Raw genomic sequence first — 25,412 nt, forward strand, 5'->3', positions numbered from 1 at the left:
GCACTGGAAGACCACGGGTGCGCGCCCAGCCCGGCGACGGACTAGAGCGCGAGCAGCTCCTTGGTCGTAATGGTGAGTAGCTCGGGACCGCCGTCCGCCTCGGGGCGCACGACGAGCGTGTCATCGATCCGGACACCTCCCCGGCCCGGGAGGTGAACCCCCGGTTCGACGGTGACCGGCACGCAAGCGTCCAGTTTACCCATTGCCGTAGGTGCAAGCTGCGGGTCCTCGTCGATTTCGAGACCGACGCCGTGTCCGGTCCACGGCGCGAGGGCCTCGCCATGGCCCGCGGAGTCCAGGATGGAGCGGGCGGCGCGGTCCACGTCCCGGTACGCGGCGCCCGGCACGAGGGCCTGCCGCCCGGCCCGCTGGGCGGCGAAGACCAGGTCGTACAGCTGGATCTGCCAGTCCGCGGGAGTGGTGCCGATCACGAAGGTGCGGCCGATCTCGCAGCGGTAGCCGCGGTAGCCGGCGCCGAGGCAGACGGTCAGGAAATCGCCCTCCTCCACCCGCCGGTCGGAGGGCCGGTGCCGGGCGCGGCCGGAGTGGGGGCCGGTCCCGACGGAGGTCGGGAAGGCGGGCCCGTCCGCCCCGTGGTCGACGAGCCGCCGCTCCAGCTCCAGGGCGAGGTGGCGTTCGGTGCGTCCGACGAGGATCGACTCCAGCAGCTCGCCGAGGGCCTGGTCGGCGATCTCGGCGGCGATCCGCAGGCAGGCGATCTCCTCCTCGTCCTTGACGAGGCGCTGCTGCTCCACGGCGTTGCCGAGGTCGGACAGGCGCAGTTTGGGCGCCACGGAGCGCAGGGCCCGGTGCCGGGCCACGGTGAGGTGGTGCTCCTCCACCGCCAGCGAGTCGGCGCGGACGGCCGCCGCCAGGTCGCCGGCCGCGACGGCCGGGTCCCCTCCGGTGCTCGTCAGCAGGGACACCTTGAGGTGTTCGTCGAGGCGGCCCTCGTCGACCTCGCCTGTGGGCGCGTTGACGCAGAACATCACGTCTTCGGTCGGCCCGACCAGGAGTACGGCGCCGAGCGGGGACGCCCCGGAGAGATAGCGGACGTTCGCCGGACGCGTGATCAGTGCGGCGGCGTTCCCCGCGGCTGCGCAGCGGTCGCGAAGCGTGCCTCGTCGGGCGGCGTACACGTCTGACATGTCTTCGAGCGTACGAGCGCCGGGCGCCTGCGGCCTGGCGAGCGCGTCCGGACGTGCGCCGCCGCTGTCGGGGGCCTGCCCCGACAGCGGCGGCCGCGGCGCCGGGGCCGTCAGGTCAGCGCGCGCGCCAGGGCCTCGTCGAGGGCCCGTGCCGTGCCTTCGACGTCGAGGTGGGAGTTGTCGATGATCGGCAGGCCGGAGCCGTACCAGCCCGCCATGCGGCCGTGGATGCGGGCGACCTCCTCGTCGGAGAGCCGGCGGTTGCCGGAGCGGGCCGCGTTGCGCTCCAGGACGATCTCCAGCCCCGGCAGCAGCACCACCGGCAGCAGCGCGGGGCCCACGTGCCGCTTCCAGCCGCCGAGGCCCACGACGGGGCGGTCCGGGAAGACGGCGTCGTCGAGGATGCAGGAGATCCCGTTCGCCAGGTAGTTGCGGGCGGCGAACCCGCAGGTGCGGCGGGCGAGGCGGTACTGGGCCTCGGAGTGCTCGTTCCAACCCGCCTGCGGGTCCGCGAAGCCCGAGCAGACCCACTCCCGGACGTCGTCCAGGCTGATGTGGGCGGTGGCCACGGGCCGGGTGCTCGCCCAGTGCCGGGCCACGGTGGTCTTGCCCGCCCCGGCCGGGCCGATCAGCAGCACCGCGAGCGTGGCCGCCCCGGTGCCCGCCACCGCGGGCGGCAGCGGTATGTGCCCCGTGGCCTCCGGCACCGGGGGTATCCCCGCCGGCTGGGCCGCGGGCGCCTGGTGCGACGCCTGCGGAGGCGGCGGGGACCCCGGCCAGCCCTGCGCAGGGGGTATCGGCGGCTGCGGCGGCGCTGCCGGGTGCCGGCCCGACTGCCCCCACCCCGCGCCCCCGCTCCCCACTCCTTGCTGCATCCGGTGCAACTCCGTCTCGTTCCGGCGACTGATGCGAGAACGTTATATGACCCCGGCGACCTCGTCCGCCAGCGCCCGCAGCGCCAGCCGGTACGAGCCGATGCCGAAGCCCGCGACGGTCCCGGTCGCCACCGAGGCGATGACCGAGGTGTGCCGGAACTCCTCGCGCGCGTACGGGTTCGAGATGTGCACCTCGATCAGCGGCGCGGTGCGCTGCGCCGCCGCGTCCCGCATGGCGTACGAGTAGTGCGTGAAGGCGCCCGGGTTGATGACCACGGGGATCTTCCCGTCGGCGGCCTCGTGCAGCCAGCGCACGATCTGCCCCTCGTCGTTGGTCTCGCGGACCTCGACGTCGAAGCCGAGTTCGGCGCCCAGCGTGCGGCAGCTCTCGACGAGGCCCGCGTACGAGGTGGCCCCGTACACATCGGGCTCGCGCGAGCCGAGCCGGCCCAGGTTCGGGCCGTTCAGCACGAGCACGCGGCGGCTCACGCGGACACCTCCCCGTAGGCGGCGATCAGGTGCGCCGGGTCGGGGCCCTCGAGCACGGTGGGCTTGCCCAGGCCGTCGAGGACGATGAAGCGCAGCAGGTTGCCGCGCGACTTCTTGTCGACCTGCATGGTCTGGAGCAGCTTGGGCCACTGGTCGCCGCGGTACGTCAGGGGCAGGCCCACGGACGCGAGCACCGCGCGGTGCCGGTCGGCCGTGGCGTCGTCGAGCCGGCCCGCGAGCCGGCCGAGTTCCGCCGCGAAGACCATGCCGACGGAGACGGCCGCGCCGTGCCGCCACTTGTAGCGCTCGTTCTTCTCGATGGCGTGGCCGAGGGTGTGCCCGTAGTTGAGGAACTCGCGGAGCCCGGTCTCCTTGAGGTCGCTGGAGACCACGTCGGCCTTGACCCGGATCGACCGCACGATCAGTTCGGTGGTGTGCGGGCCGGCGGGCGTACGGGCCCCCTGCGGGTCCTCCTCGATCAGGTCGAGGATCACCGGGTCGGAGATGAATCCGGCCTTGATGACCTCGGCGAGGCCGCTGACGTAGTCGTGGACCGGCAGCGAGTCCAGGGCCGCCAGGTCGCACAGCACCCCGGCCGGCGGGTGGAAGGCGCCGACGAGGTTCTTGCCCTCCGCGGTGTTGATGCCGGTCTTGCCGCCGACCGCCGCGTCGACCATCGCGAGGACGGTGGTCGGCACGGCGATCCAGCGCACCCCGCGCAGCCAGGTGGCCGCGACGAAACCCGCGAGGTCGGTGGTGGATCCCCCGCCGACGCCGACGACGACGTCGGTGCGGGTGAAGCCGGACTGGCCGAGCGCCTTCCAGCAGTAGGCGGCCACCTCGGCCGTCTTGGCCTCCTCGGCGTTCGGCACCTGGATGGCGACCGCCTCGTAGCCCTGTTCGGCCAGGTCGTGGCGCAGTGCCTCGCCCGTCGAGGCCAGGGCCTCGGGGTGGATCACCGCGACCCGCTGGGCCTTGCCGCCGATCAGGTTGCCCAGCTCGCCGAGCAGCTGGTGCCCGACCAGCACCTCGTACGCGTCGTGGCCTGCGTCGCCGCCGACCTGGATCCGCGTCACCTGGTCCGTCATACGTCCTTCAACTCCAGAGCGTCGAGGACCGCCTGGGCGACCTCTTCGGGGGTGCGGTCGTCGGTGGCCACCACGACGCGCGCGACTTCGGTGTACAGGGGGCGGCGGGCGTCCATCAGCTCGCGCCACTGGCGGCGCGGGTTGACGGCCAGCAGCGGGCGGGCGGCGCCGAGGCCGGCCCGCCGGACGGCCGACTCGACCTCCATCGACAGGTACGCGACGGGCAGCCCGGCCAACAGGTCGCGGGTGCCCGGGTCGAGGATCGCGCCGCCGCCGAGGGAGAGGACTCCGGTGTGCGCGGCGACGCCGGCGGCGACCGCCCGGCGCTCCAGCTCACGGAAGTACGGCTCGCCCTCGTCGACGAAGATGTCGGAGATCTCCCGGCCCTGGGCGGCGACGATGTCCGCGTCGGTGTCCCGGTAGGCGACGCCGAGCCGCTCGGCGATCAGCCGGCCCACCGTGGACTTGCCGGACCCCGGGGGCCCGACGAGCACGACGACCGGCCCGCCCGGGGTGGTGGGTGCGCCCGTCACCGGATCTGCAGGTTGTCGAGGTACGCGCGGACGTTGCGGCGGGTCTCGGGCACGGAGTCGCCGCCGAACTTCTCGACCACGGCGTCGGCCAGCACCAGGGCGACCATGGCCTCGGCCACGATGCCGGCGGCCGGAACGGCGCACACGTCGGAGCGCTGGTGGTGGGCCACCGTCGCCTCGCCGGTCGCCACGTCCACGGTGGCGAGCGCCCTCGGCACGGTCGCGATGGGCTTCATGGCGGCCCGCACCCGCAGCAGCTCGCCGGTGGTCAGACCGCCCTCGGTGCCGCCGGAGCGGCCGGAGGTCCGCTTGAGGCCCTCGGGGGTGGAGACGATCTCGTCGTGCGCCTTCGAGCCGGGTACGCGGGCCAGCTCGAAGCCGTCGCCGACCTCGACGCCCTTGATGGCCTGGATGCCCATGAGCGCGGCCGCGAGGCGGGCGTCGAGGCGGCGGTCCCAGTGGACGTGCGAGCCGAGGCCGACCGGGACCCCGTACGCGAGGACCTCGACGACGCCGCCCAGGGTGTCGCCGTCCTTGTGGGCCTGGTCGATCTCCGCGACCATCGCCTTGCTGGCGTCCGCGTCGAGGCAGCGCACCGGGTCGGCGTCGAGCCTGTCGACGTCGGCGGGGGTCGGGTAGACGCCGTACGGGGCCTTGGCCGCGGCGAGTTCCACCACGTGCGAGACGATCTCGATGCCCGCGACCTCCTTGATGAAGGACCGGGCGATGGCGCCGAGGGCGACACGGGCGGCGGTCTCCCGGGCGCTGGCGCGCTCCAGGATCGGCCGGGCCTCGTCGAAGCCGTACTTCTGCATGCCCGCGAGGTCGGCGTGGCCGGGCCGCGGACGGGTCAGCGGCGCGTTGCGGCCGGTGTCCTTGAGCAGCGAGGGGTCGACCGGGTCGGCCGACATGACGGTCTCCCACTTGGGCCACTCGCTGTTGCCGACCATGACGGCCACGGGGGAACCCAGCGACAGACCGTGCCGGACGCCGCCGAGGAAGGTGATCTCGTCCTGCTCGAACTTCATCCGGGCACCGCGGCCATAGCCGAGCCGACGCCGGGCCAGGTGGTCGGCCACCAGCTCGGTGGTGACCGGAACGCCGGCGGGAAGCCCCTCCAGCGTCGCCACCAGTGCCGGTCCGTGGGACTCCCCGGCGGTCAGCCAACGCAACCTGCTCAACGATGCTCCTCATGCTCGCGCCTGGTACAGCACGGCGCGCCCCGGTGCGCGGCCCGGACCCGCCTTCCCCGATCCTCCCATGTCCGGACGGGGATACCGGCCTCGAGTCCAGCTATCGGACGGCTTGTCCGCCGGTTGACCCCGCGACGGCGCTCGCGGAGCCGGCCGGCGGCCGTCCCCGGGGTGCGGGAACCGCCGCCCACTAGCGGGCGGCGAGCGCCCGCTCCGCGGCGGCACGGATGGCGGCGAGCGGCCCCCGGTCGCTCCCCGTCATCTGCTCGACCTGGAGCACGGCCTGATGGACCAGCAGGTCCAGGCCTCCGATGACCGTGCCGCCCCGCTGCGACCAGGACGCCGCGAGGGCGGTCGGCCAGGGGTCGTAGAGGACGTCGAAGAGGGTGCCCGGCGCATCGGGTACGGCCGCGGCCAGTTCGTCGGTCGCCCCGGCCGGGGTCGTGGCGACGACCAGCGGCGCGGCCAGCGCCGCGGCCGCCTCGGACCAGTCGGCCGTACGGACGGGGACGCCGAGCCGCTCGCCCCACTGCCGCATCTCGTCGGCGCGCGCCCGGGAGCGGACGTACGCGGTCACCTCGCCGGTGCAGATCCTGGAGAGGGCGGCCAGGGCGGAGGAGGCGGTGGCCCCGGCGCCCAGGATCGCGGCGGACGGCACCTTCTCGATGCCGCGCTCGTGGAGCGCGGCGACGATGCCCGGGATGTCGGTGTTGTCGCCGAGCCGGCGGCCGTCCTCGGTGAAGACGACGGTGTTGACCGCCTCGACCGAGGCGGCGGTGTCGCTGACGGCGTCGAGCAGCGGGATGACGGCCCGCTTGAGCGGCATCGTCAGGGACAGCCCGGCCCACTCGGGGCCGAGTGCGGCGATGAACCCCGGGAGCGCGGCCTCGTCGACCTCGAAGCGGTCGTACGACCAGTCGGCGAGGCCGAGCTCCTGGTAGGCGGCGCGGTGCAGCACCGGTGAGAGGGAGTGCTCGATGGGCGAACCCAGCACCGCGGCCCTTGTGCGTGACATGCCTTGCCTAACCGCCGTTCTTCTTCTTCTGCCGCTCGAGGAATTCCGCGACGAGCGTCTGGTGCTCTTCGTAGGTCTGGGTGAAGGTCGTCGTGACGCCGTCGACCGACACGAAGAACATCCAGCCGCCGTGGTCGGGGTTGAGCGTAGCGCTCAGGGCGTCGGCACCGGGGTTCCCGATCGGGCCGGGAGGCAGCCCCTTGACGAAGTGCGTGTTGTAGGGGTTGTCGAGCGACCTCGCCTCCTTCATGGAGAAGTTGATGTCGCTGGTGCCCTTGATGTAGTTGAAGGTCGAATCGAATTCGAGCTTCTGGTTGGTGACGTCGTTGGTCTTCTTCAGGCGGTTGTAGACGACCTCGGACATCTTGCGGAAGTCCTCGTGGTTCTTGCCCTCGGCGTTGACGAGGCTGGCGACCGTGACCACCTGGAGCGGGTTCTCCAGCCCCAGTTCCTTCGCCTTGCCCTCGAGGCCCAGCTCGGAGTACTTGTCCGACGCGTTCTTGACCATCTGCTTGAGCAGGGACTCGGGCGTGCTGTCCTTGCTGATGTCGTAGCGCGCCGGGTAGAGGAAGCCCTCGAGCGGATCGATGAGCTTCGGGTTGTTGCCCGCCCAGGCCGGCAGGCCGAGGTTCTTGGCCTCGCGCTTGGCGATCCCCTCGGTGGTGCCGGCGGGCTTGCCGAGCCGGGTGTCGATGGCCTTGTAGACCTCGACGTTCCGCTTGCCCTCGGGAACCGTGATCACGTTCAGCTTGGTGGGGTCGACCATGACGGCGACGGCGGCCGCGGCCGACATCTTCTTCTTCAGGGGGTAGACGCCCGCCTGGATCGACTTGCCCTTGGGGTTGATGTTCGCCGCGGTGGTGAAGGCCTCCACGCTCGCGACGATGCCGTGCTTCTTGAGGATGTTGCCCATCTTGGCCAGCGAGGAGCCCGGGGGGATCTCCACGTCGACCGTCTCGCCGACGCCCTCGCCCGCGAAGTCCTCGGCCGTGGCGAACCGGTCCTTCAGGTAGGTGTAGCCGTAGTAGCCGCCACCCCCGAGCACCGCCATGATGACCAGGGAGGCGACCAGGCACGCGGCGCCGCTGCGCTCCTTGGCCTTGCCGCCCTTGCCGCCCTTGGAGCGGCCGCCCCGGCGACCGCCGCCGGACGGCTCGTCACCGTCACGGCCGCCGTCGGCGCAGGACCCGTCGGAAGCCTCGTCCTCCTGCTCGACCGGCTCGGGCTCCAAGTGGCGCCGGCCCGGGGGCTGCGGCGGCGGGTAGGCCTCGGGCGTGGAGTACAGGTCGGGGGCCTCGCCCGGGTAGCCGGCGACGGCCTGCTGGGCGTAGGGGTCCGCGCCCGTGTACGGGTCCGCCCCCGCGTAGGGCTCCGCCGGAGCGGGAACCGCGTACTGCCCCTGGCCGGTGTCCCAGCCCTGGGAGTCGTACTGGGGCTGCTGCGGCGCCTGCGGGACGTAGGCCTGCTGCTGGGCGTACTGCTGGTACTGCCCCTGCTCCTGCGGGTGCTGCGGGTGCTGCCCCTGCTGTTGCGGGTACTGCTGGTCGTACTGCGACTGCTGCGCGTACTGCTGCTGCTCGGGGTACTGCTGCTGGTACTGCTGTTCCTGCGGGTACCCCTGCTGCGCATCGGCGTACGGCGCCTGGCCCTGCTGGGTCTGGTGCCCGGTCCACCCCTGGTCCCCGTACAGGGGATCCTCCGGGTGCCACGGTTCGGGGCCACGGCCCCGGCCATACTCAGTCATCGGTCCCCTAGAGCCGCGAGACGAAGGCGACGGCTGTTCGAACGCCGTCTCATCGCGCGGAACGTTACCGTATCGCGATCAGACAACCACTTCGACGCACTCGCCGGGCGGATTACCTGATACCCGTTCGGTCTCAAGAGCGTTCTGAAGGATCACCACAGCGGCCGCCTGGTCGATGACCGATCTGCCCTTCTTCGCGTTCCTCCCGGAAGCCCGCAGGCCCTGGGCGGCGGTGACCGTGGTCATCCGCTCGTCCACCAGACGGACCGTCACCGGCTTGATGCCCTTCGCCAGTTCGCCCGCGAAGGCGCGCACCTTGGCCGCGGCCGGCCCCTCCCGCCCGCTGAGCGAGCGGGGCAGGCCGACCACGACTTCGAGGGGCTCGTACTCCTCGACGAGCTGCCGCAGCCGCCGGTGGGCGAACGGGACGTCCCGGCCCGGCACGGTTTCCACCGGAGTGGCCAGGACCCCGTCGGGGTCGCACGAGGCGACCCCGATCCGGGCGTCCCCCACATCGATCGCCAGCCGGCGGCCGCGGCGCAGAGTCATCGTCAGGCCGTCTCTGCGACGAGGCGCTCGACGGCGCTGACGGCCTCCGGGATGGCTCCCGGGTTCTGGCCGCCGCCCTGCGCGACGTCCGGCTTGCCGCCACCGCCGCCACCGAGGGTCTTGGCGGCCGTGCGGACCAGGTCGCCGGCCTTGAGACCGCGCTCGCGGGCGGCCTCGTTGGTGGCGATGACGGTCAGCGGGCGGTCGTTCGCCACGGTGAACAGGGCCACCACGGCCGGGCGGTCGCCCTGGATGCGGCCGCGGACGTCGAGGACCAGCTTGCGCAGGTCGTCGGCGCCGGTGCCGTCCGGCACCTGGCCGACGACGAGGGCGACGCCGTGGATGTCCTGGGCGTTCCGGGCGAGCCCGGCGGCGGCCTGGAGGACCTTCTCCGCGCGGAACTTCTCGATCTCCTTCTCGGCGTCCTTCAGCTTGCCGAGCATGGAGGCGATCTTCTCCGGCAGCTCCTCCGGACGGCCCTTGACCAGCTCCTGGAGCTGGGCGACGACCGTGTGCTCCTTGGCGAGGAAGTTGTAGGCGTCCACGCCGACGAGGGCCTCGACGCGGCGCACGCCGGAGCCGATGGAGGACTCTCCGAGCAGCTTCACCAGACCCAGCTGGGCGGTGTTGCCGACGTGCGTGCCGCCGCACAGCTCCTTGGAGAAGTCGCCGATGGTGACGACGCGCACGCGCTCGCCGTACTTCTCGCCGAACTCGGCGATGGCGCCCTGCTTCTTCGCCTCGTCGATGCTCATGATCTCGGCGGTGACGTCCAGCTCGCGCGAGAGCACGTCGTTGATCTTCTGCTCGACGTCGGTGAGGACCGTGCCGGGAACGGCGTTCGGCGAACCGAAGTCGAAGCGGAAGCGGCCCGGCGAGTTCTCCGAACCGGCCTGGGCGGCCGTCGGGCCCAGCGCGTCGCGCAGCGCCTGGTGCGTCAGGTGCGTGGCCGAGTGGGCGCGGGCGATGGCCCGGCGGCGGCTGACGTCGATGGCGGCGTACGCGGAGGCGCCCACCGTCACCTCGCCGACCTGGACCGAGCCCTTGTGCACGGAGACGCCGGGGACCGGCTGCTGCACGTCGCGGACGACGATGACGGCGCCCGAGTCGAGCTTGATGCGGCCCTGGTCGGCGAGCTGGCCGCCGCCCTCGGCGTAGAACGGGGTGCGGTCGAGGACGACCTCGACGTCGTCGCCCTCGGAGGCGGCGGGCGCGGAGACGCCGTTGACCAGCAGGCCGACGATGGTGGACTCGCCCTGGTTGGTGGCGTAGCCGGTGAACTCGGTGGCGCCGGCGCGGTCGGCGATCTCGCGGTACGAGGAGACGTCGGCGTGGCCGGTCTTCTTGGCCTTCGCGTCGGCCTTGGCCCGGTCCCGCTGCTCCTGCATGAGGCGGCGGAAGCCCGGCTCGTCCACGGAGAGGCCCTGCTCGGCGGCCATCTCGAGGGTGAGGTCGATCGGGAAGCCCCAGGTGTCGTGGAGCAGGAACGCCTTGTCGCCGGAGAGGACCGTGCCGCCGGCGGCCTTGGTCTCCGTCACGGCGGTGTCGAGGATGTTCGTGCCGCCCTTGACGGCCTTGAGGAAGGCGGCCTCTTCGGCGAGCGCGACGGTCTCGATGCGCTTGCGGTCGGTGACCAGCTCCGGGTACTGCTGCCCCATCGTGTCGATCACGACGTCGACGAGGTCCTGGACGACCGGGCCCGTGGCGCCCATGAGGCGCATGTTGCGGATGGCGCGGCGCATGATGCGGCGCAGCACGTACCCGCGGCCCTCGTTGCCGGGGGTGACACCGTCGCCGATGAGCATGACGGAGGTGCGGATGTGGTCGGCGACCACGCGCATGGACACGTCGGTGTCCTTGGCGGCGCCGTACCGCACACCGGTCAGCTCGGTGGCCTTGTCCATGACCACGCGCAGGGTGTCGGTCTCGTACATGTTCTGCACGCCCTGCAGGATCATGGCGAGACGCTCGAGGCCCAGACCCGTGTCGATGTTCTTCGACGGCAGGTCGCCGAGGATCGGGAAGTCCTCCTTCCCGTCGCCGGCGCCGCGCTCGTACTGCATGAAGACCAGGTTCCAGATCTCCACGTAGCGCTCGTCGTTGACGGCCGGGCCGCCCTCGACGCCGAACTCCGGGCCGCGGTCGTAGTTGATCTCCGAGCACGGGCCGCAGGGGCCGGGGACGCCCATGGACCAGAAGTTGTCCTTCTTGCCCAGGCGCTGGATGCGCTCGGCGGGCACGCCGATCTTCTCGCGCCAGATCTGCTCGGCCTCGTCGTCGTCGAGGTAGACCGTGATCCAGAGCTTCTCCGGCTCCAGGCCGTAGCCGCCGTCCGCCACGGAGCTGGTGAGCAGCTCCCAGGCGTACTCGATGGCGCCTTCCTTGAAGTAGTCGCCGAAGGAGAAGTTGCCGCACATCTGGAAGAACGTGCCGTGGCGGGTGGTCTTGCCGACCTCTTCGATGTCCGGGGTACGGACGCACTTCTGCACGCTGGTGGCGCGGGGGGCGGGGGGCTTGGTCTCGCCGAGGAAGTACGGCTTGAAGGGGACCATGCCGGCGTTGACCAGCAGCAGAGTCGGGTCGTCCGCGATGAGCGACGCCGAAGGGACAACGGCGTGACCGCGCTCCTCGAAGAAGCTCAGCCAGCGGCGGCGGATTTCAGCCGACTCCATCAGTGGTCCTCATTCCGGTTGTACGTAACCGCCGAGCGGTTCGATCGGGGGGTGGTCTTGTCGTGTTCGAGGGCCCGCAGCCGCCGGGGCCCGGGGAGGGCGGTGACGTTGTCGGGCCGGTCGGGGTCGCTGCTGAGCCCCAGTGCGTCGTTCAGCTCGTCCTCGCGCTGCGTCATTCCCGCCTTGACGTCGAGGGCGAAGTCCTTGAGGCGGTGGCCCGCCTCCACGGCCTTGTCGGCGGCCTGGGCGGCGAGGCTCTCCGGCGTCAGCTTCTTGAGCTGCCGGTTGACCTTGGTGGTGGCCCACACGCCGGCGGCGGCGCCTGCGGTGAACCAGAAGGCTCGGCGGAACATCGGCGGTCTCAGCCCTTCTGCTTCCGGCGGCGGGCCGACGGCACGGTGCGGCCGACGATCACGGTTCGCCTGGTGGTCTTCGCGGGCGCCTCGTCCGTGCGGCCGAGGGCCCGGCGGACGCCGTAGCCGAAGGCCGCGACCTTGACCAGCGGTCCGCCGAAGGCGGAGGCCACGGTCGAGGAGAGCGCGGAGGCGTTGGACGTGACCTCCTGGACGTCGCTCGCGATGGCGTCGACCCGGTCCAGCTGGGTGCGCGCGGAGCGGACGGTCGTCGAGGCGTCCGCCAGCAGCGGGACGGCCTGCTCGGTCACGTCGGCCACCAGCTTGGTGGTCGCCTTGAGCACCTGGGCCAGCCTCGCCAGCGCCACTGCGAGGAAGGACACCAGGATGGCCCAGAAGACGGCCACGAGGATCCCGGCCACCTCTCCACCGGACACGTTGCACCGCTCCCTGAGCTTGGAAATCCACAAAGAAAAGTCTCCCCCGACCCTATCGCGCCGGGGATCCGCCGCCGTACCCGAATTCCGAGGCCGACGCACTCGTCTTGTACGCAGCGCTTCCGGACCAGTACCCTCCGTGTCCCATGCGACAGAGGACCTACGGCAATCTTCCCTCGGAGCTGAGCGGCTTCGTCGGCCGGGGTGCCGAACTCGCCGGGCTGGGGCGGCTCCTGGAGTCCTCGCGGCTGGTGACGGTGACCGGCGCCGGCGGGGTGGGCAAGTCCCGGCTGGCGCTCGCCGCGGCCGGGGAGCGGGCGGACGGCGCGCAGGAACGCTACTGCGACGGTGTGTGGCTGGTCGAACTGGCGGCCGTGCGGGATCCGGACCTGCTGGAGCTGACCGTAGCGGAGGCCCTCGGACTGACCGACCACACCACCCGGCCGCCCCGGACCGTACTGGCCGAGCACCTGGCCGGGCGGCGGCTGCTGCTGGTCCTGGACGGCTTCGAGCAGCTGGTCGACGAGGCCGCCGGGCTGGTGCGGGAGCTGCTGCGCGGCTGCCCGGGCCTGCGGGTGCTGGCGGCGGGCCGCCGACCGCTGGACCTGGAAGGGGAGCTGGTCTTCCCGCTGGCGCCGCCGCCGCCGGAGGAGGCGCTGGCCCTGCTCGCGGCCCGGGCCCGCGCGGCGGACCCGGCCTTCGCGGTCACGGAGGCGAACCGCGCGGACCTGACCGAGCTGTGCGCCCGCCTCGACGGGATCCCGCTGGCCCTGGAACTGGCGGCGGGCCGGCTGCGGACGCTGTCCCCGGCGCAGCTGCTGGCCCGCCTGGAGGACCGGTTCGCCCTGCTGACGGGAGGCTCGCGCGGGGCGCTGCAGCGGCACCGGGCGCTGCGTACGGCGATCGGCTGGAGCCACGAGCTGTGCACGCCGGCCGAGCGGCTGCTGTGGGCGCGGCTGTCGGTGTTCGCCGGACCGTTCGACCTCGCTGCGGCCGAGTACGTGTGCGCGGGTCCGGACCTGCCGGTGGAGAGCGTGCTGGACCTGGTCGGGGAGCTGCTGGCCCAGTCCGTCCTCTTCCGGGAGGAGACCGCGGCCGGAGTGCGCTACCGGCTGCTGGAGACCGTACGGATGTACGGAGCGGGCTGGCTGGAGTCGCTGGGTGACGCGGGCCGGCTGCGGCGGCGGCACCGGGACTGGTACCTGGGCCTGGCGACCTGGTGCGAGCTGGACTGGTTCAGCCCGCGGCAGGCGGAGGTGGCGGCGCTGGTGGAGACGGAGCTGCCGAATCTGCGCCTCGCGATGGAGTGCTCCCTGGACGATCCGGACGAGGTGCACCTGGGCCAGTACCTGGCGGGGACGCTGTGGTTCTACTGGGCGGGCTGCGGGCGGCTCACGGAGGGCCGGCACTGGCTGGACCGGGCCCTGGAGGACTCGGACCAGCCGGTGGAGTACGAGAGCTCGCGGTTGAAGGCGCTGTGGGTGCTGGGGTACGTCGCGGCCCTCCAGGGCGACGCGGTGGCCTCGATGAGCGCGCTGCACGAGTGCCGGGACGCGGCGGCGCGCAGCGGGAACCCGGTGGCGGCGGCGTACGCGGTGCACCGGCTGGGCTGCCTGGCCCTGGTCTCGGACGACATGGCGCGGGCGTCGGAGCTGCTGGGACAGGCGCTGGAGCGCTACCGGGACGCCGGGGAGCTGAACAGCAACGTGCTGATGTGCCAGGTGGAGCTGGCGATGGCGCTGGCCTTCCAGGGGGAGCCGGCCGGTGCGCTCTCGCTGTGCCAGGAGGTCCGGGAGATCTGCGAGGAGCGCGGGGAGCGCTGGACGAAGGCGTACGCCCTGTACGTCCTCGCGTACGCGGCGCTGGACGCGGGGGCGGCGGACGAGGCGCGGCAGCTGCTGACCGAGTGCGTGGCCATCAACCACGCCTTCCACGACCTGGTGGGGCTGGTGCTGGCGCTGGAGCTGCTGGCACTGGTCGCGGTAGCGGAGGGCGATCCGGCGGAGGCGGCGGTGCTGCAGGGCGCCGCGGAGCCGATGTGGGCCGGGGTGGGCCTGCAGCTCTTCGGCTCGGGGTACTTCAACGCGCCGCGGCTGATGTGCCAGGAGCGGGCGGGCGAGCTGCTGGGCGCCGAGCGCTACGAGGCGTACGCGGCGGAGGGGCGGAGCCTGAGCCGGGAGGCCGTGGTGGTACGGGCCCAGCACGGGCCCCGGGGTCCGCAGGACGGGAAAACCCGCCGCCCCCGAGGGGGACGGCGGGTTTCCACCAGTCTGTGAGTCCTCGAGCCTGCGTCAGCGGGCGTAGTACTCGACGACGAGCTGCTCGTCGCAGATGACCGGGATTTCCTTGCGGTTCGGGTCGCGGTCCAGGCGGAAGGCCAGGGCCTTCAGGTTGACCTGCAGGTAGCGCGGGGTCTCGCCCTCGCCTGCGTAGCCACCCTCACGGGCAACCTGGAACGGAACCTTCTCGCGGCTGCGCTCGCGCACGGTGATGACGTCGTCCGGGCGGACACGGAACGACGGCTTGTCGACCTTGCCACCGTTGACCTCGATGTGGCCGTGAACGACCATCTGGCGGGCCTGGTAGATGGTGCGGGCGATGCCCGAACGCAGGACCAGGGCGTCGAGACGACGCTCGAGCTCGACGACCAGCGCCTCGCCCGTCTTGCCCTCGGCCTTCTTGGCGCGGTCGTACGCGCGGGCCATCTGACGCTCAGAGATGTCGTACTGAGCGCGCAGACGCTGCTTCTCGAGCAGACGGACCTTGTAGTCCGAGTTCTGCTTGCGGCCACGGCCGTGCTCGCCCGGCGGGTAGGGGCGGGCCTCGAAGTACTTGACGGCCTTCGGGGTCAGTGCAATGCCGAGGGCACGCGACTTCTTGACCTTGGGTCGCTTCTGGTTCACGTGGAACCTACCTCCATGTAAGTTAGGTGAGGCTTACCTTAGCGAGGAGGACGTAATGTCTCGACCACATGGGATCCCCCTGCCCAGTGCGCGTCGAAGTTCGGATTCCAACACAACGGAATCCGCTTTCGACGACGATAAGCAAGGTCAGCCGCGTCCCAGGGAAGGCGTTCGGCAGCTCACCGGAGCCGAACGCGTACGAACCCTCGTAGAGTCCAACGCCTCAGTATCCCTCACCCTGCCGGGTGCTCGTGACAGTCACGGGCCCGACGAGTTCGGGACAGGGGTGCCGGCCGCACGGACCGTCACCCCGGACGGGGACGTGATTCTCCTTGTTTCCGCGGAATCCGCGGCCGCCAGGGCAGCCGCTCACGCCCAGGACGACGACCTCACAGCCGTGATCGAGATCACGGATGTGGCGCCGGTGTCCGTGCCCCATCGTATCCGAGGCCGCGCCTGGCTGGCGGGCTGGCTGACGGCCGTCCGCGGGAGCGAGCGCGCGGCCTGCGCGGCCCTGCTCGCGGAGCGCCGGCCGGCGGGCGAGCTGCTGGGGACGGCCGGCCGCCCCGGGTGGGTCATGCTCCGTCTGGAGGTCGGCGAGATCTCCGTGGACGACCTGTGGGGCGCCGAGCACGTCGACCCGGACGACATGGCGGCCGCGCATCCGGACCCGATGGTCGCCCACGAGGCGGAGCTGCTCCAGCACCTGGCCTCCGCGCACTCCGACCGGGTCGGCGACCTGTGCGGCCTGCTGGGCGCGCGGGAGGCGGACGGGATGACCGCCACCCCGCTCGCCCTGGACCGGCTGGGCCTGCGCGTGCGCTTCACGGCCGGCGGGGCGGGCTCCTTCGACGCCCGGTTCGACTTCCCCGAACCGGTCGCGGACATCTGCGGCCTGCGCCGTGCGATGCGGTCCCTCTTCGCGGCGGCCGGGGGCGCCTCCCTGGGATCCCCCCGGACGGAGTCCGGGGGAGGTGGCCGGGGAAGTCACTGAGGGCCGGCACCGAGCATCCCCTGGAGCGCGAGCCTCTCCGGCGGGGTCACGACAACCGGTCCTTGGCCTTGCGCTCGGCGGAAACCCGGCGCCGACCGGCGGCACCCGGGCCACCGGCGCCCTGGCCTCCCCCGGCGCGGGGTCGTCGTGGTGACACGCGACCGCCAGGAGCACCGCCGTCACGGCGAGGGCGAGCGCCGCCGGACGTCCCATGCGACGAGCCCGGCCATCGCGGCCCCGGCGGCGGCCGAGGCGCGGAGCCGGGCAGCGGCGCCGCGGGTCAGGATCCGCCGCGCAGCCGCTCCCGCACCTTCTCCACCACGTCCGCGTACCGCGCCTCCGCCCCGTACCGCGTCGGCTCGTAGTACCGCTTCCCGTGCACCTCGTCCGGCGCGTACTGCTGCGCGGCGATGCCGCCCGGCACGTCGTGCGGGTACACGTACCCCACCGCGTGCCCCAGCTTCGCGGCCCCCTTGTAGTGCCCGTCCCGCAGGTGCGCCGGCACGGACCCGGCCAGCCCGGCCCGCACGTCCGCCAGCGCCGCCCCGATCGCGGTCGTGGCCGTGTTCGACTTCGGGGCCAGCGCCAGCGCGATCGTGGCGTGCGAGAGGGTCAGCGCCGCCTCCGGGAAGCCGATCATCGCCACCGCCTGGGCCGCGGCCACCGCGATCGGCAGGGCCGTCGGGTCGGCCAGGCCGATGTCCTCGCTCGCCGAGATCATCAGGCGCCGCGCGATGAACCGCGGGTCCTCCCCCGCGTCGATCATCCGGGCCAGGTAGTGCAGCGCCGCGTCCACGTCCGACCCGCGGATCGACTTGATCAGTGCGCTCGCCACGTCGTAGTGCTGGTCGCCGTCCCGGTCGTAGCGGACGGCGGCGCGGTCGACGGCCTCCTCCACCGTCTGGAGGGTGATCTCCTCCTCGCCCTTGGCGATGGCCGCCCCGGCCCCCGCCTCCAGCGCGGTGAGCGCCCGCCGGGCGTCGCCGCCGGCGATGCGCAGCAGGTGCGCCTCGGCGTCGGCGGGCAGGGTGACCGCCCCGCCCAGGCCCCGCTCCTCCGTCAGCGCCCGCCGCATCAGCGCGCTCAGGTCCTCGTCCGTCAGCGGCTCCAGCGTCAGCAGCAGCGAGCGCGACAGCAGCGGGGAGATGATCGAGAAGTACGGGTTCTCGGTGGTGGCCGCGATCAGCGTCACCCAGCGGTTCTCGACGGCCGGGAGCAGCGAGTCCTGCTGCGCCTTGCTGAAGCGGTGGATCTCGTCGAGGAAGAGGACGGTGTCCTTGCCGTAGCCGCCGGCCGCGCGTTTGGCGCCCTCGATGACCGCCCGTACCTCTTTGACGCCCGCCGTGATGGCGGACAGTTCGACGAACCGCTTCTGCGTGGCCTGGCTGACCACATAGGCCAGGGTCGTCTTCCCGATGCCCGGCGGGCCCCAGAGGATCACCGAGGAGGCACCGGCCGGGCCGCCGGCCCCGTCCCCGACCAGCCGGCGCAGCGGTGATCCCGGCTTCAGCAGGTGCTGCTGGCCGACGACCTCGTCCAGGGTGCGCGGGCGCATCCGGACGGCGAGCGGAGAGGTCGAGGGGTCCTTCTCCTGGCGGTCTTCGGCAGCGGCGGTGAACAGGTCTGGTTCCACACAGGAAGCCTAAGCGAGGCCACCGACAGTCCCGCCGCCGCCGGTCAGGAGGTCCAGAAGTCCCACCAGCGGGTGAGGATCAGCATCCCGATGATCCCGATGTGCAGGACCGGGAGCACCCAGGTGAACTCGTCGAGGAAGGCCCTCAGCCAGCCCGGCGCGGGCAGCAGGCCCTGGCGCACGTTGTGCGAGGTGACGTACCAGAACATCAGGATCGTGGCGACCCAGGCCAGGCAGCACCACAGGCACAGCGAGCTGATGTCGTAGAGCGACTGGTAGGTCAGCCAGGCGCAGAACACGACGCCGAAGAGGGTGCCCGCGTTCAGCGTCAGCCAGTACCAGCGGCGGAACCGGGCCCCGGCCAGCAGGCTCATGCCCACGCAGATGACGATGCCGTAGGCGACCAGTCCGAGCATCGGGTTCGGGAAGCCGAAGACGGCGGCCTCCTCGCTCTTCATGATGTTGCCGCAGGAGACGATCGGGTTGAGGCTGCAGCCCGGCACGAAGTCCGGGTCCTCGAGCAGCTTGAACTTGTCGATCGTGATCACCCAGGCGGCGAGGAGGCCCGCGGCCCCCGTGATCACCAGCAGCAGGGCGAGCGCCCGGCTGCCCCCGACGGTGTTCCCCGGGGCGGCGTCCGCGTCCGTAGCTCGTGTCGTCATACCGCCCGCTCCACATCTGCAAGGTCAACAAGCACCGGCCATTGTGCCGTACGCCGCTGTGAACGGACGGGGCCGGGGAAACATCCCCGGCCCCGTCCCGTGCTGTGCTGCCGCCGCCTCAGGCGAGGCGCGCCGCGACCGTGTCGACGAGCTCGGCGACGGGCACGGCGGCCTGCTCGCCGGACTCCATGTCCTTCAGCTGGACGACGCCCTCTGCGAGGTCGCGGTCGCCCGCGACGACCGCGAAGCGGGCGCCGCTGCGGTTCGCGTCCTTCATCGCGCCCTTGAGGCCCTTGCCCCCGTAGGACATGTCCGCGGCGATCCCCGCCTTGCGCAGCTGGGTCACCAGCCCGAACAGGACCGGCTTGGCCTCGCCCAGGGCCACGGCGAACACCGAGGTCGCCGCGGGGATGTCCAGCTCGACGCCCTCGGCCTGGAGCGCGAGCACCGTACGGTCGACGCCCAGCGCCCAGCCCACCGACGGCAGCGCCGGGCCGCCGATCATCTCGGACAGGCCGTCGTAGCGGCCGCCGCCGCCGACCGCGGACTGCGAGCCCAGGCCGTCGTGGACGAACTCGAAGGTGGTCCGGGTGTAGTAGTCCAGGCCGCGCACGAGCTTCTCGTCGTCCTCGAAGGCGACGCCGGCCGCCGTGATCAGGGCCCGCACCTCCTCGTGGTACGCCTTGCACGCGTCGCACAGGTAGTCGCGCAGCACCGGCGCGCCCACCAGCTGCTTCTGGACGTCGGAGCGCTTGTCGTCGAGCACCCGCAGCGGGTTGATCTCGGCGCGGCGGATGGTCTCCGCGTCCAGGTCGAGGCCGCGCAGGAAGGACTGCAGCGCCTCCCGGTACACCGGGCGGCACTCCTGGTCGCCCAGCGAGTTCAGCAGGATCCGGAAGTTGCGCAGGCCCAGCGAGCGGTACGCCTGGTCGGCCAGGATGATCAGCTCGGCGTCGAGGGCCGGGTCCTCGGCGCCGATCGCCTCGGCGCCGACCTGCGAGAAGTGGCGGTAGCGGCCCGCCTGCGGCTTCTCGTAGCGGTAGTACGAGCCGGAGTACCAGAGCTTGACCGGCAGGTTGCCCTTCTTGTGCAGGCTGGCCTCCAGGGCCGCGCGCAGCACGGAGGCGGTTCCCTCGGGGCGCAGGGCCAGCTGGTCGCCGCCCTTGGTCTCGAAGGCGTACATCTCCTTGGAGACGATGTCGGTGGACTCGCCGACGCCGCGGGCGAAGAGGCCCACGTCCTCGAATCCGGGGGTCTCGATGTAGCCGTAGCCGGAGTTGCGCAGCGGGGCCGCGATGGCCTCGCGTACCGCCAGGTACTTCACCGAGACCGGCGGGATCAGGTCGTACGTGCCCTTGGGGGCCTGAAAAGTAGCCACGGAACTCTCGTCACATTCCTCGTCGTGGAGCGGCTGTCGGGTCCGCTGCGTGCCCTCGGCGGCCTGCGGCCACTTCCCGCAGGTACGGGTTGGTCGCGCGCTCGCGGCCGATGGTGGTCTGGGGACCGTGGCCGGACAGCACCACGGTCGAGTCGTCGAGCGGCAGGCACACGCGGCCCAGCGACTCGAGCATCTCGGCGTGGGAGCCGCCGGGCAGGTCGGTGCGTCCGATGGAGCCGGCGAAGAGCAGGTCGCCGGAGAAGAACACGGACGGCACGTCCGGGGACTCCGGCATCCGGAAGGTCACCGACCCCTTGGTATGCCCCGGCGCGTGCGCCACGGAGAAGTCCATTCCGGCCAGCTTCAGGGCGGCGCCGTCGGTCAGCTCGCGGACGTCGTCCGGCTCGCCCACGGTCAGCTCTCCCATGAGCGGCATACCGATGGAGCGGCCGAGGGCCTTCTCCGGGTCGCTCATCATGTAGCGGTCCTCGGGGTGGATCCAGGCCGGTACGTCGTGCGCTCCGCACACCGGGACCACCGAGGCCACATGATCGATGTGGCCGTGGGTCAGCACGACCGCGACGGGCTTGAGCCGATGCTTCTTCAGCGTCTCCTCGACACCCTGGACGGCCTGGTGGCCCGGGTCGATGATGACGCACTCCTCACCGGCGGCGGGGGCGACCAGGTAACAGTTGGTCCCCCAGGCCCCGGCGGGGAACCCGGCAATCAGCACGTTCGTCCTCAATCGTCGTCCGGCGGGAGGCTGCAGATCGGAATGCTGCTGCTCAGAGCCTACCGGCGCCGCTCATCACACAGCGAACCCATATACGGTACGGCCTAACCCAGCCCGGACAGCGGTACCAGAGACGCACAAGGAGACGACCCGGTGGTCACGAGCGATCAGCGGCGGCGACAGCTCGCCAAGGAGAAGTACGAGCGCCAGCAGAAGCGCCGGGCCGAGGCCCGGCAGAAGGCGCGCCGACGGGCGGCGGTGATCGGCGCGGCGGTGGCCGTGGTGGTCGCGACGCTGGTCGGCCTCATCGTGGGCGGCGTCTTCGACAAGGACACGAAGGACCAGGCGGCCGACCCGGCCGCCAGTCCGTCGGCCGCGCCGACCCCGAAGCAGTCCCCGTCGCCCGAGATGGCCATCGACCAGAAGGCGAAGTACACCTTCGCCCTGAAGACCAGCGCGGGCGACATCGGCTTCGCGATGGACGCGGCGAAGACCCCGCAGACCGTGAACTCGTTCAAGTCGCTCGCCGACAAGGGCTACTTCGACAACACCAAGTGCCACCGGCTGACCTCCAGCGGGATCTTCGTGCTCCAGTGCGGCGACCCCGAGGGCACCGGCATGGGCGGCCCCGGCTACAACATCCCGGACGAGAACCTGGACTCGCTCGGCAAGGCGAACGAGCAGGGCCAGGTCGTCTACCCTGCCGGCACCGTGGCGATGGCCAACACCGGCCAGCCCGGCTCGGGCGGCAGCCAGTTCTTCCTGGTCTACAAGGACAGCCCGCTGGCGCCCTCGTACACCCCGTTCGGCAAGATCGACGCGGCGGGCATGAAGGTCCTGGAGGAGATCGCGAAGGCCGGTACGGCCGACGGCGGCCAGGACGGGGCCCCGAAGAACGAGGTCAAGATCGAGAAGGGCACCGTGACCCAGAACTGACCCGAGGCGGCTGCCACGGGCCCGGCGCCCCCCTTACCGCCCGTACGCGGATATTCCGTCGTGCGGGATGCGGACAGCCGGCCCGGCGGTCGCCTATGTTGGCGTTGTGCAGGGCGGGCGCGGCCCGCCCCAGGAAACTGTGGACGATGCCCAGGGGGTGAACCCCTCGCAGGGCATCAGGTGGAGGAGGCGCTGTGAGCAGCGACCCGTGGGGCCGAGTCGACGAGACGGGCACCGTGTACGTGCGCACTGCCGATGGCGAGAAGGTCGTCGGTTCGTGGCAGGCGGGCACCCCTGAGGAGGCCCTGGCCTATTTCGAGCGCAAGTACGAGGGCCTGGTGGTCGAGATCGGCCTCCTCGAAAAGCGGGTGCGGACCACCGATCTGTCCGCCAAGGACGCGCAGACGGCGATCGACCACCTGCGCACGCAGGTCGACGAGCACCACGCCGTGGGCGACCTCGACGCGCTGCGCGTCCGGCTGGACAAGCTGGTCGAGACCGTCGAGTCGCGGCGCGAGGAGCGCAAGGCCCAGAAGGCCAAGCAGACCGACGAGGCCCGCGCGGCCAAGGACGCGCTGGTCGTCGAGGCCGAGCAGCTGGCGCAGAGCGACCAGTGGCGCAGTGCGGGCGAGCGGCTGCGCGCCCTGGTGGACATCTGGAAGGGCCTGCCGCGGCTGGACCGCAAGTCGGACGACGAGCTGTGGCACCGCTTCTCGCACGCCCGCTCCGCGTTCTCCAAGCGCCGCAAGGCGCACTTCGCCTCGCTCGACGCGCAGCGCGAGGACGCCCGCAAGGTCAAGGAGAAGCTGGTCGCCGAGGCCGAGTCGCTGTCGAAGTCGACCGACTGGGGTCCGACGGCCGCCCGCTACCGCGAGCTGATGGCGGACTGGAAGGCGGCGGGCCGGGCGCAGCGCGAGGCCGAGGACGACCTGTGGAACCGCTTCCGCGGTGCGCAGGACGTGTTCTTCGCGGCGCGCAGCGAGGTCTTCGCGGAGCGCGACGCCGAGCAGGTGGAGAACCTGAAGCTGAAGGAGGAGCTGGCCGACGAGGCCGAGAAGCTCGTCCCGATCACCGACCTGAAGGCGGCCCGGGCCGCGTTCCGCTCCCTCAACGAGCGCTGGGAGGCCATCGGCCACGTGCCGCGGGACGCCCGGCCGAAGGTCGAGGGCCGGATGCACTCCGTGGAGCGGGCCATCCAGGAGGCCGAGGAGGGCGAGTGGCGCCGTACGAACCCGGAGGCGCGGGCGCGTGCCGCCGGTCTGACGGGCCAGCTCCAGGCGGCCGTCGACAAACTGCGTGAGCAGATCGACGCGGCGCGCGCGGCGGGCAACAACGCGAAGGCCGACAAGCTCTCGCGCGAGCTGGAGGGCCGCCAGGCCCTGCTGGACCAGGCCCTGAAGGGCCTGGAGGAGTTCGGCGGCTGAGCGGTCCCCCGAGCAACGGCGAGGGCCCCGGTACGCGTCATGCGTACCGGGGCCCTCGTGCACGGGGCTACGGCCGGCGGGCCGAGGTCACGCGGTAGACGTCGTACACGCCCTCCACACCCCGTACGGCCTTCAGGACGTGGCCCAGGTGCTTGGGGTCGCCCATCTCGAAGGTGAAGCGGGAGGTGGCCACGCGGTCGCGGGAGGTCTGGACGGCGGCCGACAGGATGTTCACGTGCTGGTCCGACAGGACGCGCGTGACGTCCGACAGCAGGCGGGACCGGTCCAGGGCCTCGACCTGGATGGCCACCAGGAAGACCGAGGACTGGGTGGGGGCCCACTCGACCTCCAGCATCCGCTCGGGCTGCTGGGAGAGCGAGTCGACGTTGACGCAGTCCGCGCGGTGAACCGATACGCCGCTGCCGCGCGTGACGAACCCGATGATCGGGTCGCCCGGCACCGGGGTGCAGCAGCGGGCCAGCTTGACCCACACGTCGTCGACGCCCTTGACCACGACACCCGGGTCGGCGTTGCTGCGCCGCTTGCCGCGGGAGCGCGCCGGCGGGATGGGCTCCTCGATGTCCTCGTTGGCGGCGTCCTCGCCGCCGAGGGCCTGCACGAGCTTCTGCACGACGCCCTGCGCGGCCACGTGGCCCTCGCCGATCGCCGCGTACAGGGAGGAGATGTCGGGGTAGCGCATCTCGTGCGCGAGGGTGACGAGGGAGTCGCCGGTCAGGATGCGCTGGATCGGCAGGTTCTGCTTGCGCATGGCCCGCGCGATGGCGTCCTTGCCGTGCTCGATGGCCTCGTCGCGGCGCTCCTTGGAGAACCAGCCGCGGATCTTGTTGCGGGCCCGCGGGGACTTGACGAAGCCGAGCCAGTCGCGGGACGGGCCCGCGCCCTCGGCCTTGGAGGTGAAGACCTCGACCAGGTCGCCGTTGTCGAGGGTGGATTCCAGCGGGACCAGACGGCCGTTGACCCTGGCCCCTATGGTCCGGTGGCCGACCTCGGTGTGGACGGCGTACGCGAAGTCCACGGGCGTGGCTCCGGCCGGCAGCGCTATGACGTCGCCCTTGGGCGTGAAGACGAAGACCTCGTTGCGGGAGAGGTCGAAGCGCAGGGAGTCGAGGAACTCGCCCGGGTCCTCGGTCTCCTTCTGCCAGTCGAGCAGCTGGCGCAGCCAGGCCATGTCGTTGACCGTGTCCTGCCCGGCGCTGCCCTTGGCGGCCTGGGGGACGTCGGTGCGGACCTTGGAGGTGCCGGCGACGGTCTGCTGCTTGTACTTCCAGTGGGCGGCGATGCCGTACTCGGCGCGGCGGTGCATGTCGAAGGTGCGGATCTGGAGCTCGACCGGCTTGCCGCTGGGCCCGATGACCGTCGTGTGCAGCGACTGGTACATGTTGAACTTGGGCATCGCGATGTAGTCCTTGAACCGGCCGGGGACCGGGTTCCACCGCGCGTGCACCGTGCCGAGGGCCGCGTAGCAGTCCCGCACGGTGTCGACGAGGACGCGGATGCCCACCAGGTCGTAGATCTCCGCGAAGTCACGGCCGCGGACGATCATCTTCTGGTAGACGCTGTAGTAGTGCTTGGGCCGGCCGGTGACGGTGGCCTTGATGCGCGCGGCCCTGAGGTCGACCATCACCTCGTCCGTGACGACGGCGAGGTACTCGTCGCGCTTGGGGGCGCGCTCGGCGACCAGGCGCACGATCTCGTCGTACATCTTCGGGTAGAGGATCGCGAAGGAGAGGTCTTCGAGCTCCCACTTGATCGTGTTCATGCCCAGCCGGTGCGCCAGCGGGGCGTAGATCTCGAGGGTCTCGCGGGCCTTCTTCTCCTGCTTCTCCCGCTTGAGGTAGCGCATGGTGCGCATGTTGTGCAGGCGGTCGGCGAGCTTGATCACCAGGACCCGGGGGTCTTTGGCCATCGCCACGACCATCTTGCGGACGGTCTCGGCCTGGGCGGCCTCGCCGAACTTGACCCGGTCGAGCTTGGTGACGCCGTCCACGAGGAGGGCCACCGCGTCGCCGAAGTCGCGGCGCAGGTCTTCGAGGCCGTACTCGGTGTCCTCGACGGTGTCGTGCAGCAGCCCGGCCATCAGGGTGGCCGGGTCCATGCCGAGCTCGGCGAGGATGGTGGTGACCGCGAGCGGGTGGGTGATGTACGGGTCGCCGCTCTTGCGCTTCTGGCCGCGGTGCCAGCGCTCGGCGACCTGGTAGGCCTGTTCCAGCTGGCGCAGCGTCGCCGTCTCGATCTTCGGGTCGTTGCTGCGGACTATGCGGAGCAGGGGCTCCAGGACCGGGTTGTACGGGTTCGAGCGCTGGACGCCCAGCCGGGCGAGCCGGGCGCGCACCCGGTTGGAGGACCCGGCCGACTTCGCCGGCGCGGGCTTGACCGGCGGAGCCGGAGGGGCCGGCGGGGGCGTGGCGGCGGCCGCCGTGGCCTGCTCGGCCTGCGGGTCGGGCTGCGCGGCGGGGAGTGGCTGGACCTCGTCTGGCAAGAGCGCTCCTCCTGGGGGTCCCCCCGGACGGATTCTGGGGGAGGATCCGGTGCCCGTGTCCGGTCCGGATAACCCATCGTAGCGAGGGTTCGGCCGCCTCGTTCGCCGAGCCTCCGCCTCAGCCGCCCCGGCCCCGGGGCACTCAGCCTCGCC

The 25,412-nt window shown here is 71.9% G+C and carries 22 protein-coding genes; 4 read left to right on the plus strand and 18 right to left on the minus strand.

The window, feature by feature from the left end:
• Positions 1-41: 41 nt before the first annotated feature.
• The 12 genes from BGK67_RS08165 to BGK67_RS08220 all read right to left on the minus strand — a co-directional run bounded on the left by BGK67_RS08165 (position 42) and on the right by BGK67_RS08220 (position 12,096).
• Positions 42-1,148, minus strand: a complete 1,107-nt coding sequence (locus tag BGK67_RS08165; protein WP_069919440.1) for an aminopeptidase P family protein — start codon at positions 1,146-1,148, stop codon at positions 42-44.
• A gap of 110 nt (positions 1,149-1,258) precedes the next feature.
• Complete coding sequence (locus tag BGK67_RS08170; protein WP_069919442.1) at positions 1,259-2,023, minus strand: AAA family ATPase; 765 nt, start codon at positions 2,021-2,023, stop codon at positions 1,259-1,261.
• Positions 2,024-2,065: 42 nt separating this feature from the next.
• The gene (gene aroQ / locus BGK67_RS08175; RefSeq protein WP_069919444.1) at positions 2,066-2,512 is read right to left on the minus strand and encodes a type II 3-dehydroquinate dehydratase; all 447 of its coding nucleotides are present in this window, start codon (positions 2,510-2,512) and stop codon (positions 2,066-2,068) included.
• Positions 2,509-3,600: a 3-dehydroquinate synthase gene (gene aroB / locus BGK67_RS08180; RefSeq protein ID WP_069919446.1), complete on the minus strand. Its 1,092-nt coding sequence runs from the start codon at positions 3,598-3,600 to the stop codon at positions 2,509-2,511. Before aroB ends, aroQ begins: the two co-directional genes overlap by 4 nt.
• A complete protein-coding gene (locus BGK67_RS08185) occupies positions 3,597-4,133 on the minus strand; it encodes a shikimate kinase (protein ID WP_069919448.1) in 537 nt (178 codons plus the stop codon). Before BGK67_RS08185 ends, aroB begins: the two co-directional genes overlap by 4 nt.
• Positions 4,130-5,314 (minus strand): chorismate synthase, encoded by a 1,185-nt coding sequence (gene aroC / locus BGK67_RS08190; RefSeq protein WP_069919451.1) that lies wholly within the window; start codon positions 5,312-5,314, stop codon positions 4,130-4,132. The genes BGK67_RS08185 and aroC overlap by 4 nt, the downstream gene beginning before the upstream one ends.
• A gap of 202 nt (positions 5,315-5,516) precedes the next feature.
• Positions 5,517-6,341 (minus strand): shikimate dehydrogenase, encoded by an 825-nt coding sequence (locus tag BGK67_RS08195; RefSeq protein WP_069919453.1) that lies wholly within the window; start codon positions 6,339-6,341, stop codon positions 5,517-5,519.
• Between the two features lie 7 nt (positions 6,342-6,348).
• Entirely contained in the window at positions 6,349-8,085 is a 1,737-nt protein-coding gene (gene mltG / locus BGK67_RS08200; RefSeq protein ID WP_069919456.1) for an endolytic transglycosylase MltG, read from the minus strand.
• 78 nt (positions 8,086-8,163) lie between these two features.
• Complete coding sequence (gene ruvX, locus BGK67_RS08205; protein WP_030830194.1) at positions 8,164-8,634, minus strand: Holliday junction resolvase RuvX; 471 nt, start codon at positions 8,632-8,634, stop codon at positions 8,164-8,166.
• 2 nt (positions 8,635-8,636) lie between these two features.
• Positions 8,637-11,306: an alanine--tRNA ligase gene (alaS, locus tag BGK67_RS08210; RefSeq protein ID WP_069919459.1), complete on the minus strand. Its 2,670-nt coding sequence runs from the start codon at positions 11,304-11,306 to the stop codon at positions 8,637-8,639.
• Positions 11,306-11,659 carry a DUF6167 family protein gene (locus BGK67_RS08215; RefSeq protein WP_069919461.1) on the minus strand — a complete coding sequence of 118 codons (354 nt, stop codon included), beginning with the start codon at positions 11,657-11,659 and terminating at the stop codon, positions 11,306-11,308. The genes alaS and BGK67_RS08215 overlap by 1 nt, the downstream gene beginning before the upstream one ends.
• 8 nt (positions 11,660-11,667) lie before the next feature.
• Positions 11,668-12,096, minus strand: a complete 429-nt coding sequence (locus tag BGK67_RS08220) for a DUF948 domain-containing protein (protein ID WP_069919462.1) — start codon at positions 12,094-12,096, stop codon at positions 11,668-11,670.
• A gap of 146 nt (positions 12,097-12,242) precedes the next feature.
• Between BGK67_RS08220 and BGK67_RS08225 the strand changes: the two genes are divergently transcribed.
• Positions 12,243-14,372, plus strand: coding sequence for an ATP-binding protein (locus BGK67_RS08225; RefSeq protein WP_107488787.1), 2,130 nt, complete (start codon positions 12,243-12,245; stop codon positions 14,370-14,372).
• A 15-nt stretch (positions 14,373-14,387) separates the two neighbouring features.
• Here the strand turns inward: BGK67_RS08225 and rpsD are convergent, their stop codons facing one another.
• A complete protein-coding gene (rpsD, locus tag BGK67_RS08230; RefSeq protein WP_030294564.1) occupies positions 14,388-14,999 on the minus strand; it encodes a 30S ribosomal protein S4 in 612 nt (203 codons plus the stop codon).
• A gap of 286 nt (positions 15,000-15,285) precedes the next feature.
• Between rpsD and BGK67_RS08235 the strand changes: the two genes are divergently transcribed.
• On the plus strand, positions 15,286-15,993 hold the full coding sequence (locus tag BGK67_RS08235) for a DUF2470 domain-containing protein (protein ID WP_107488788.1): 708 nt from the start codon (positions 15,286-15,288) through the stop codon (positions 15,991-15,993).
• Positions 15,994-16,273: 280 nt separating this feature from the next.
• Here the strand turns inward: BGK67_RS08235 and BGK67_RS08240 are convergent, their stop codons facing one another.
• The 4 genes from BGK67_RS08240 to BGK67_RS08255 all read right to left on the minus strand — a co-directional run bounded on the left by BGK67_RS08240 (position 16,274) and on the right by BGK67_RS08255 (position 20,399).
• Positions 16,274-17,626, minus strand: a complete 1,353-nt coding sequence (locus BGK67_RS08240) for a replication-associated recombination protein A (protein WP_069919463.1) — start codon at positions 17,624-17,626, stop codon at positions 16,274-16,276.
• 44 nt (positions 17,627-17,670) lie between these two features.
• Positions 17,671-18,288, minus strand: coding sequence for a vitamin K epoxide reductase family protein (locus BGK67_RS08245; protein WP_069919464.1), 618 nt, complete (start codon positions 18,286-18,288; stop codon positions 17,671-17,673).
• Positions 18,289-18,406: 118 nt separating this feature from the next.
• Positions 18,407-19,666, minus strand: a complete 1,260-nt coding sequence (gene hisS / locus BGK67_RS08250) for a histidine--tRNA ligase (protein ID WP_069919465.1) — start codon at positions 19,664-19,666, stop codon at positions 18,407-18,409.
• 10 nt (positions 19,667-19,676) lie between these two features.
• Positions 19,677-20,399, minus strand: a complete 723-nt coding sequence (locus BGK67_RS08255) for an MBL fold metallo-hydrolase (protein WP_069919466.1) — start codon at positions 20,397-20,399, stop codon at positions 19,677-19,679.
• A 153-nt stretch (positions 20,400-20,552) separates the two neighbouring features.
• Between BGK67_RS08255 and BGK67_RS08260 the strand changes: the two genes are divergently transcribed.
• Both BGK67_RS08260 and BGK67_RS08265 read left to right on the plus strand, forming a co-directional pair.
• Positions 20,553-21,335, plus strand: a complete 783-nt coding sequence (locus BGK67_RS08260) for a peptidylprolyl isomerase (RefSeq protein ID WP_069919467.1) — start codon at positions 20,553-20,555, stop codon at positions 21,333-21,335.
• Positions 21,336-21,529: 194 nt separating this feature from the next.
• Positions 21,530-22,759 (plus strand): DUF349 domain-containing protein, encoded by a 1,230-nt coding sequence (locus BGK67_RS08265; RefSeq protein WP_069919468.1) that lies wholly within the window; start codon positions 21,530-21,532, stop codon positions 22,757-22,759.
• Positions 22,760-22,826: 67 nt separating this feature from the next.
• Here BGK67_RS08265 and BGK67_RS08270 read toward each other — a convergent pair whose 3' ends face one another.
• The gene (locus BGK67_RS08270) at positions 22,827-25,259 is read right to left on the minus strand and encodes a RelA/SpoT family protein (RefSeq protein WP_069919469.1); all 2,433 of its coding nucleotides are present in this window, start codon (positions 25,257-25,259) and stop codon (positions 22,827-22,829) included.
• Positions 25,260-25,412: the final 153 nt, after the last annotated feature.

Source organism: Streptomyces subrutilus, assembly GCF_001746425.1.
Classification (GTDB): domain Bacteria; phylum Actinomycetota; class Actinomycetes; order Streptomycetales; family Streptomycetaceae; genus Streptomyces; species Streptomyces subrutilus_A.

What these genes read in the sequence shown, in the direction of transcription:
- BGK67_RS08165 (WP_069919440.1), bottom strand. Translation starts at nt 1,148, where the DNA reads ATGTCAGACGTGTACGCCGCCCGACGAGGCACGCTTCGCGACCGCTGC.
- BGK67_RS08170 (WP_069919442.1), bottom strand. Translation starts at nt 2,023, where the DNA reads ATGCAGCAAGGAGTGGGGAGCGGGGGCGCGGGGTGGGGGCAGTCGGGC.
- aroB (WP_069919446.1), bottom strand. Translation starts at nt 3,600, where the DNA reads ATGACGGACCAGGTGACGCGGATCCAGGTCGGCGGCGACGCAGGCCAC.
- BGK67_RS08195 (WP_069919453.1), bottom strand. Translation starts at nt 6,341, where the DNA reads ATGTCACGCACAAGGGCCGCGGTGCTGGGTTCGCCCATCGAGCACTCC.
- mltG (WP_069919456.1), bottom strand. Translation starts at nt 8,085, where the DNA reads ATGACTGAGTATGGCCGGGGCCGTGGCCCCGAACCGTGGCACCCGGAG.
- ruvX (WP_030830194.1), bottom strand. Translation starts at nt 8,634, where the DNA reads ATGACTCTGCGCCGCGGCCGCCGGCTGGCGATCGATGTGGGGGACGCC.
- alaS (WP_069919459.1), bottom strand. Translation starts at nt 11,306, where the DNA reads ATGGAGTCGGCTGAAATCCGCCGCCGCTGGCTGAGCTTCTTCGAGGAG.
- BGK67_RS08215 (WP_069919461.1), bottom strand. Translation starts at nt 11,659, where the DNA reads ATGTTCCGCCGAGCCTTCTGGTTCACCGCAGGCGCCGCCGCCGGCGTG.
- BGK67_RS08225 (WP_107488787.1), top strand. Translation starts at nt 12,243, where the DNA reads ATGCGACAGAGGACCTACGGCAATCTTCCCTCGGAGCTGAGCGGCTTC.
- BGK67_RS08245 (WP_069919464.1), bottom strand. Translation starts at nt 18,288, where the DNA reads ATGACGACACGAGCTACGGACGCGGACGCCGCCCCGGGGAACACCGTC.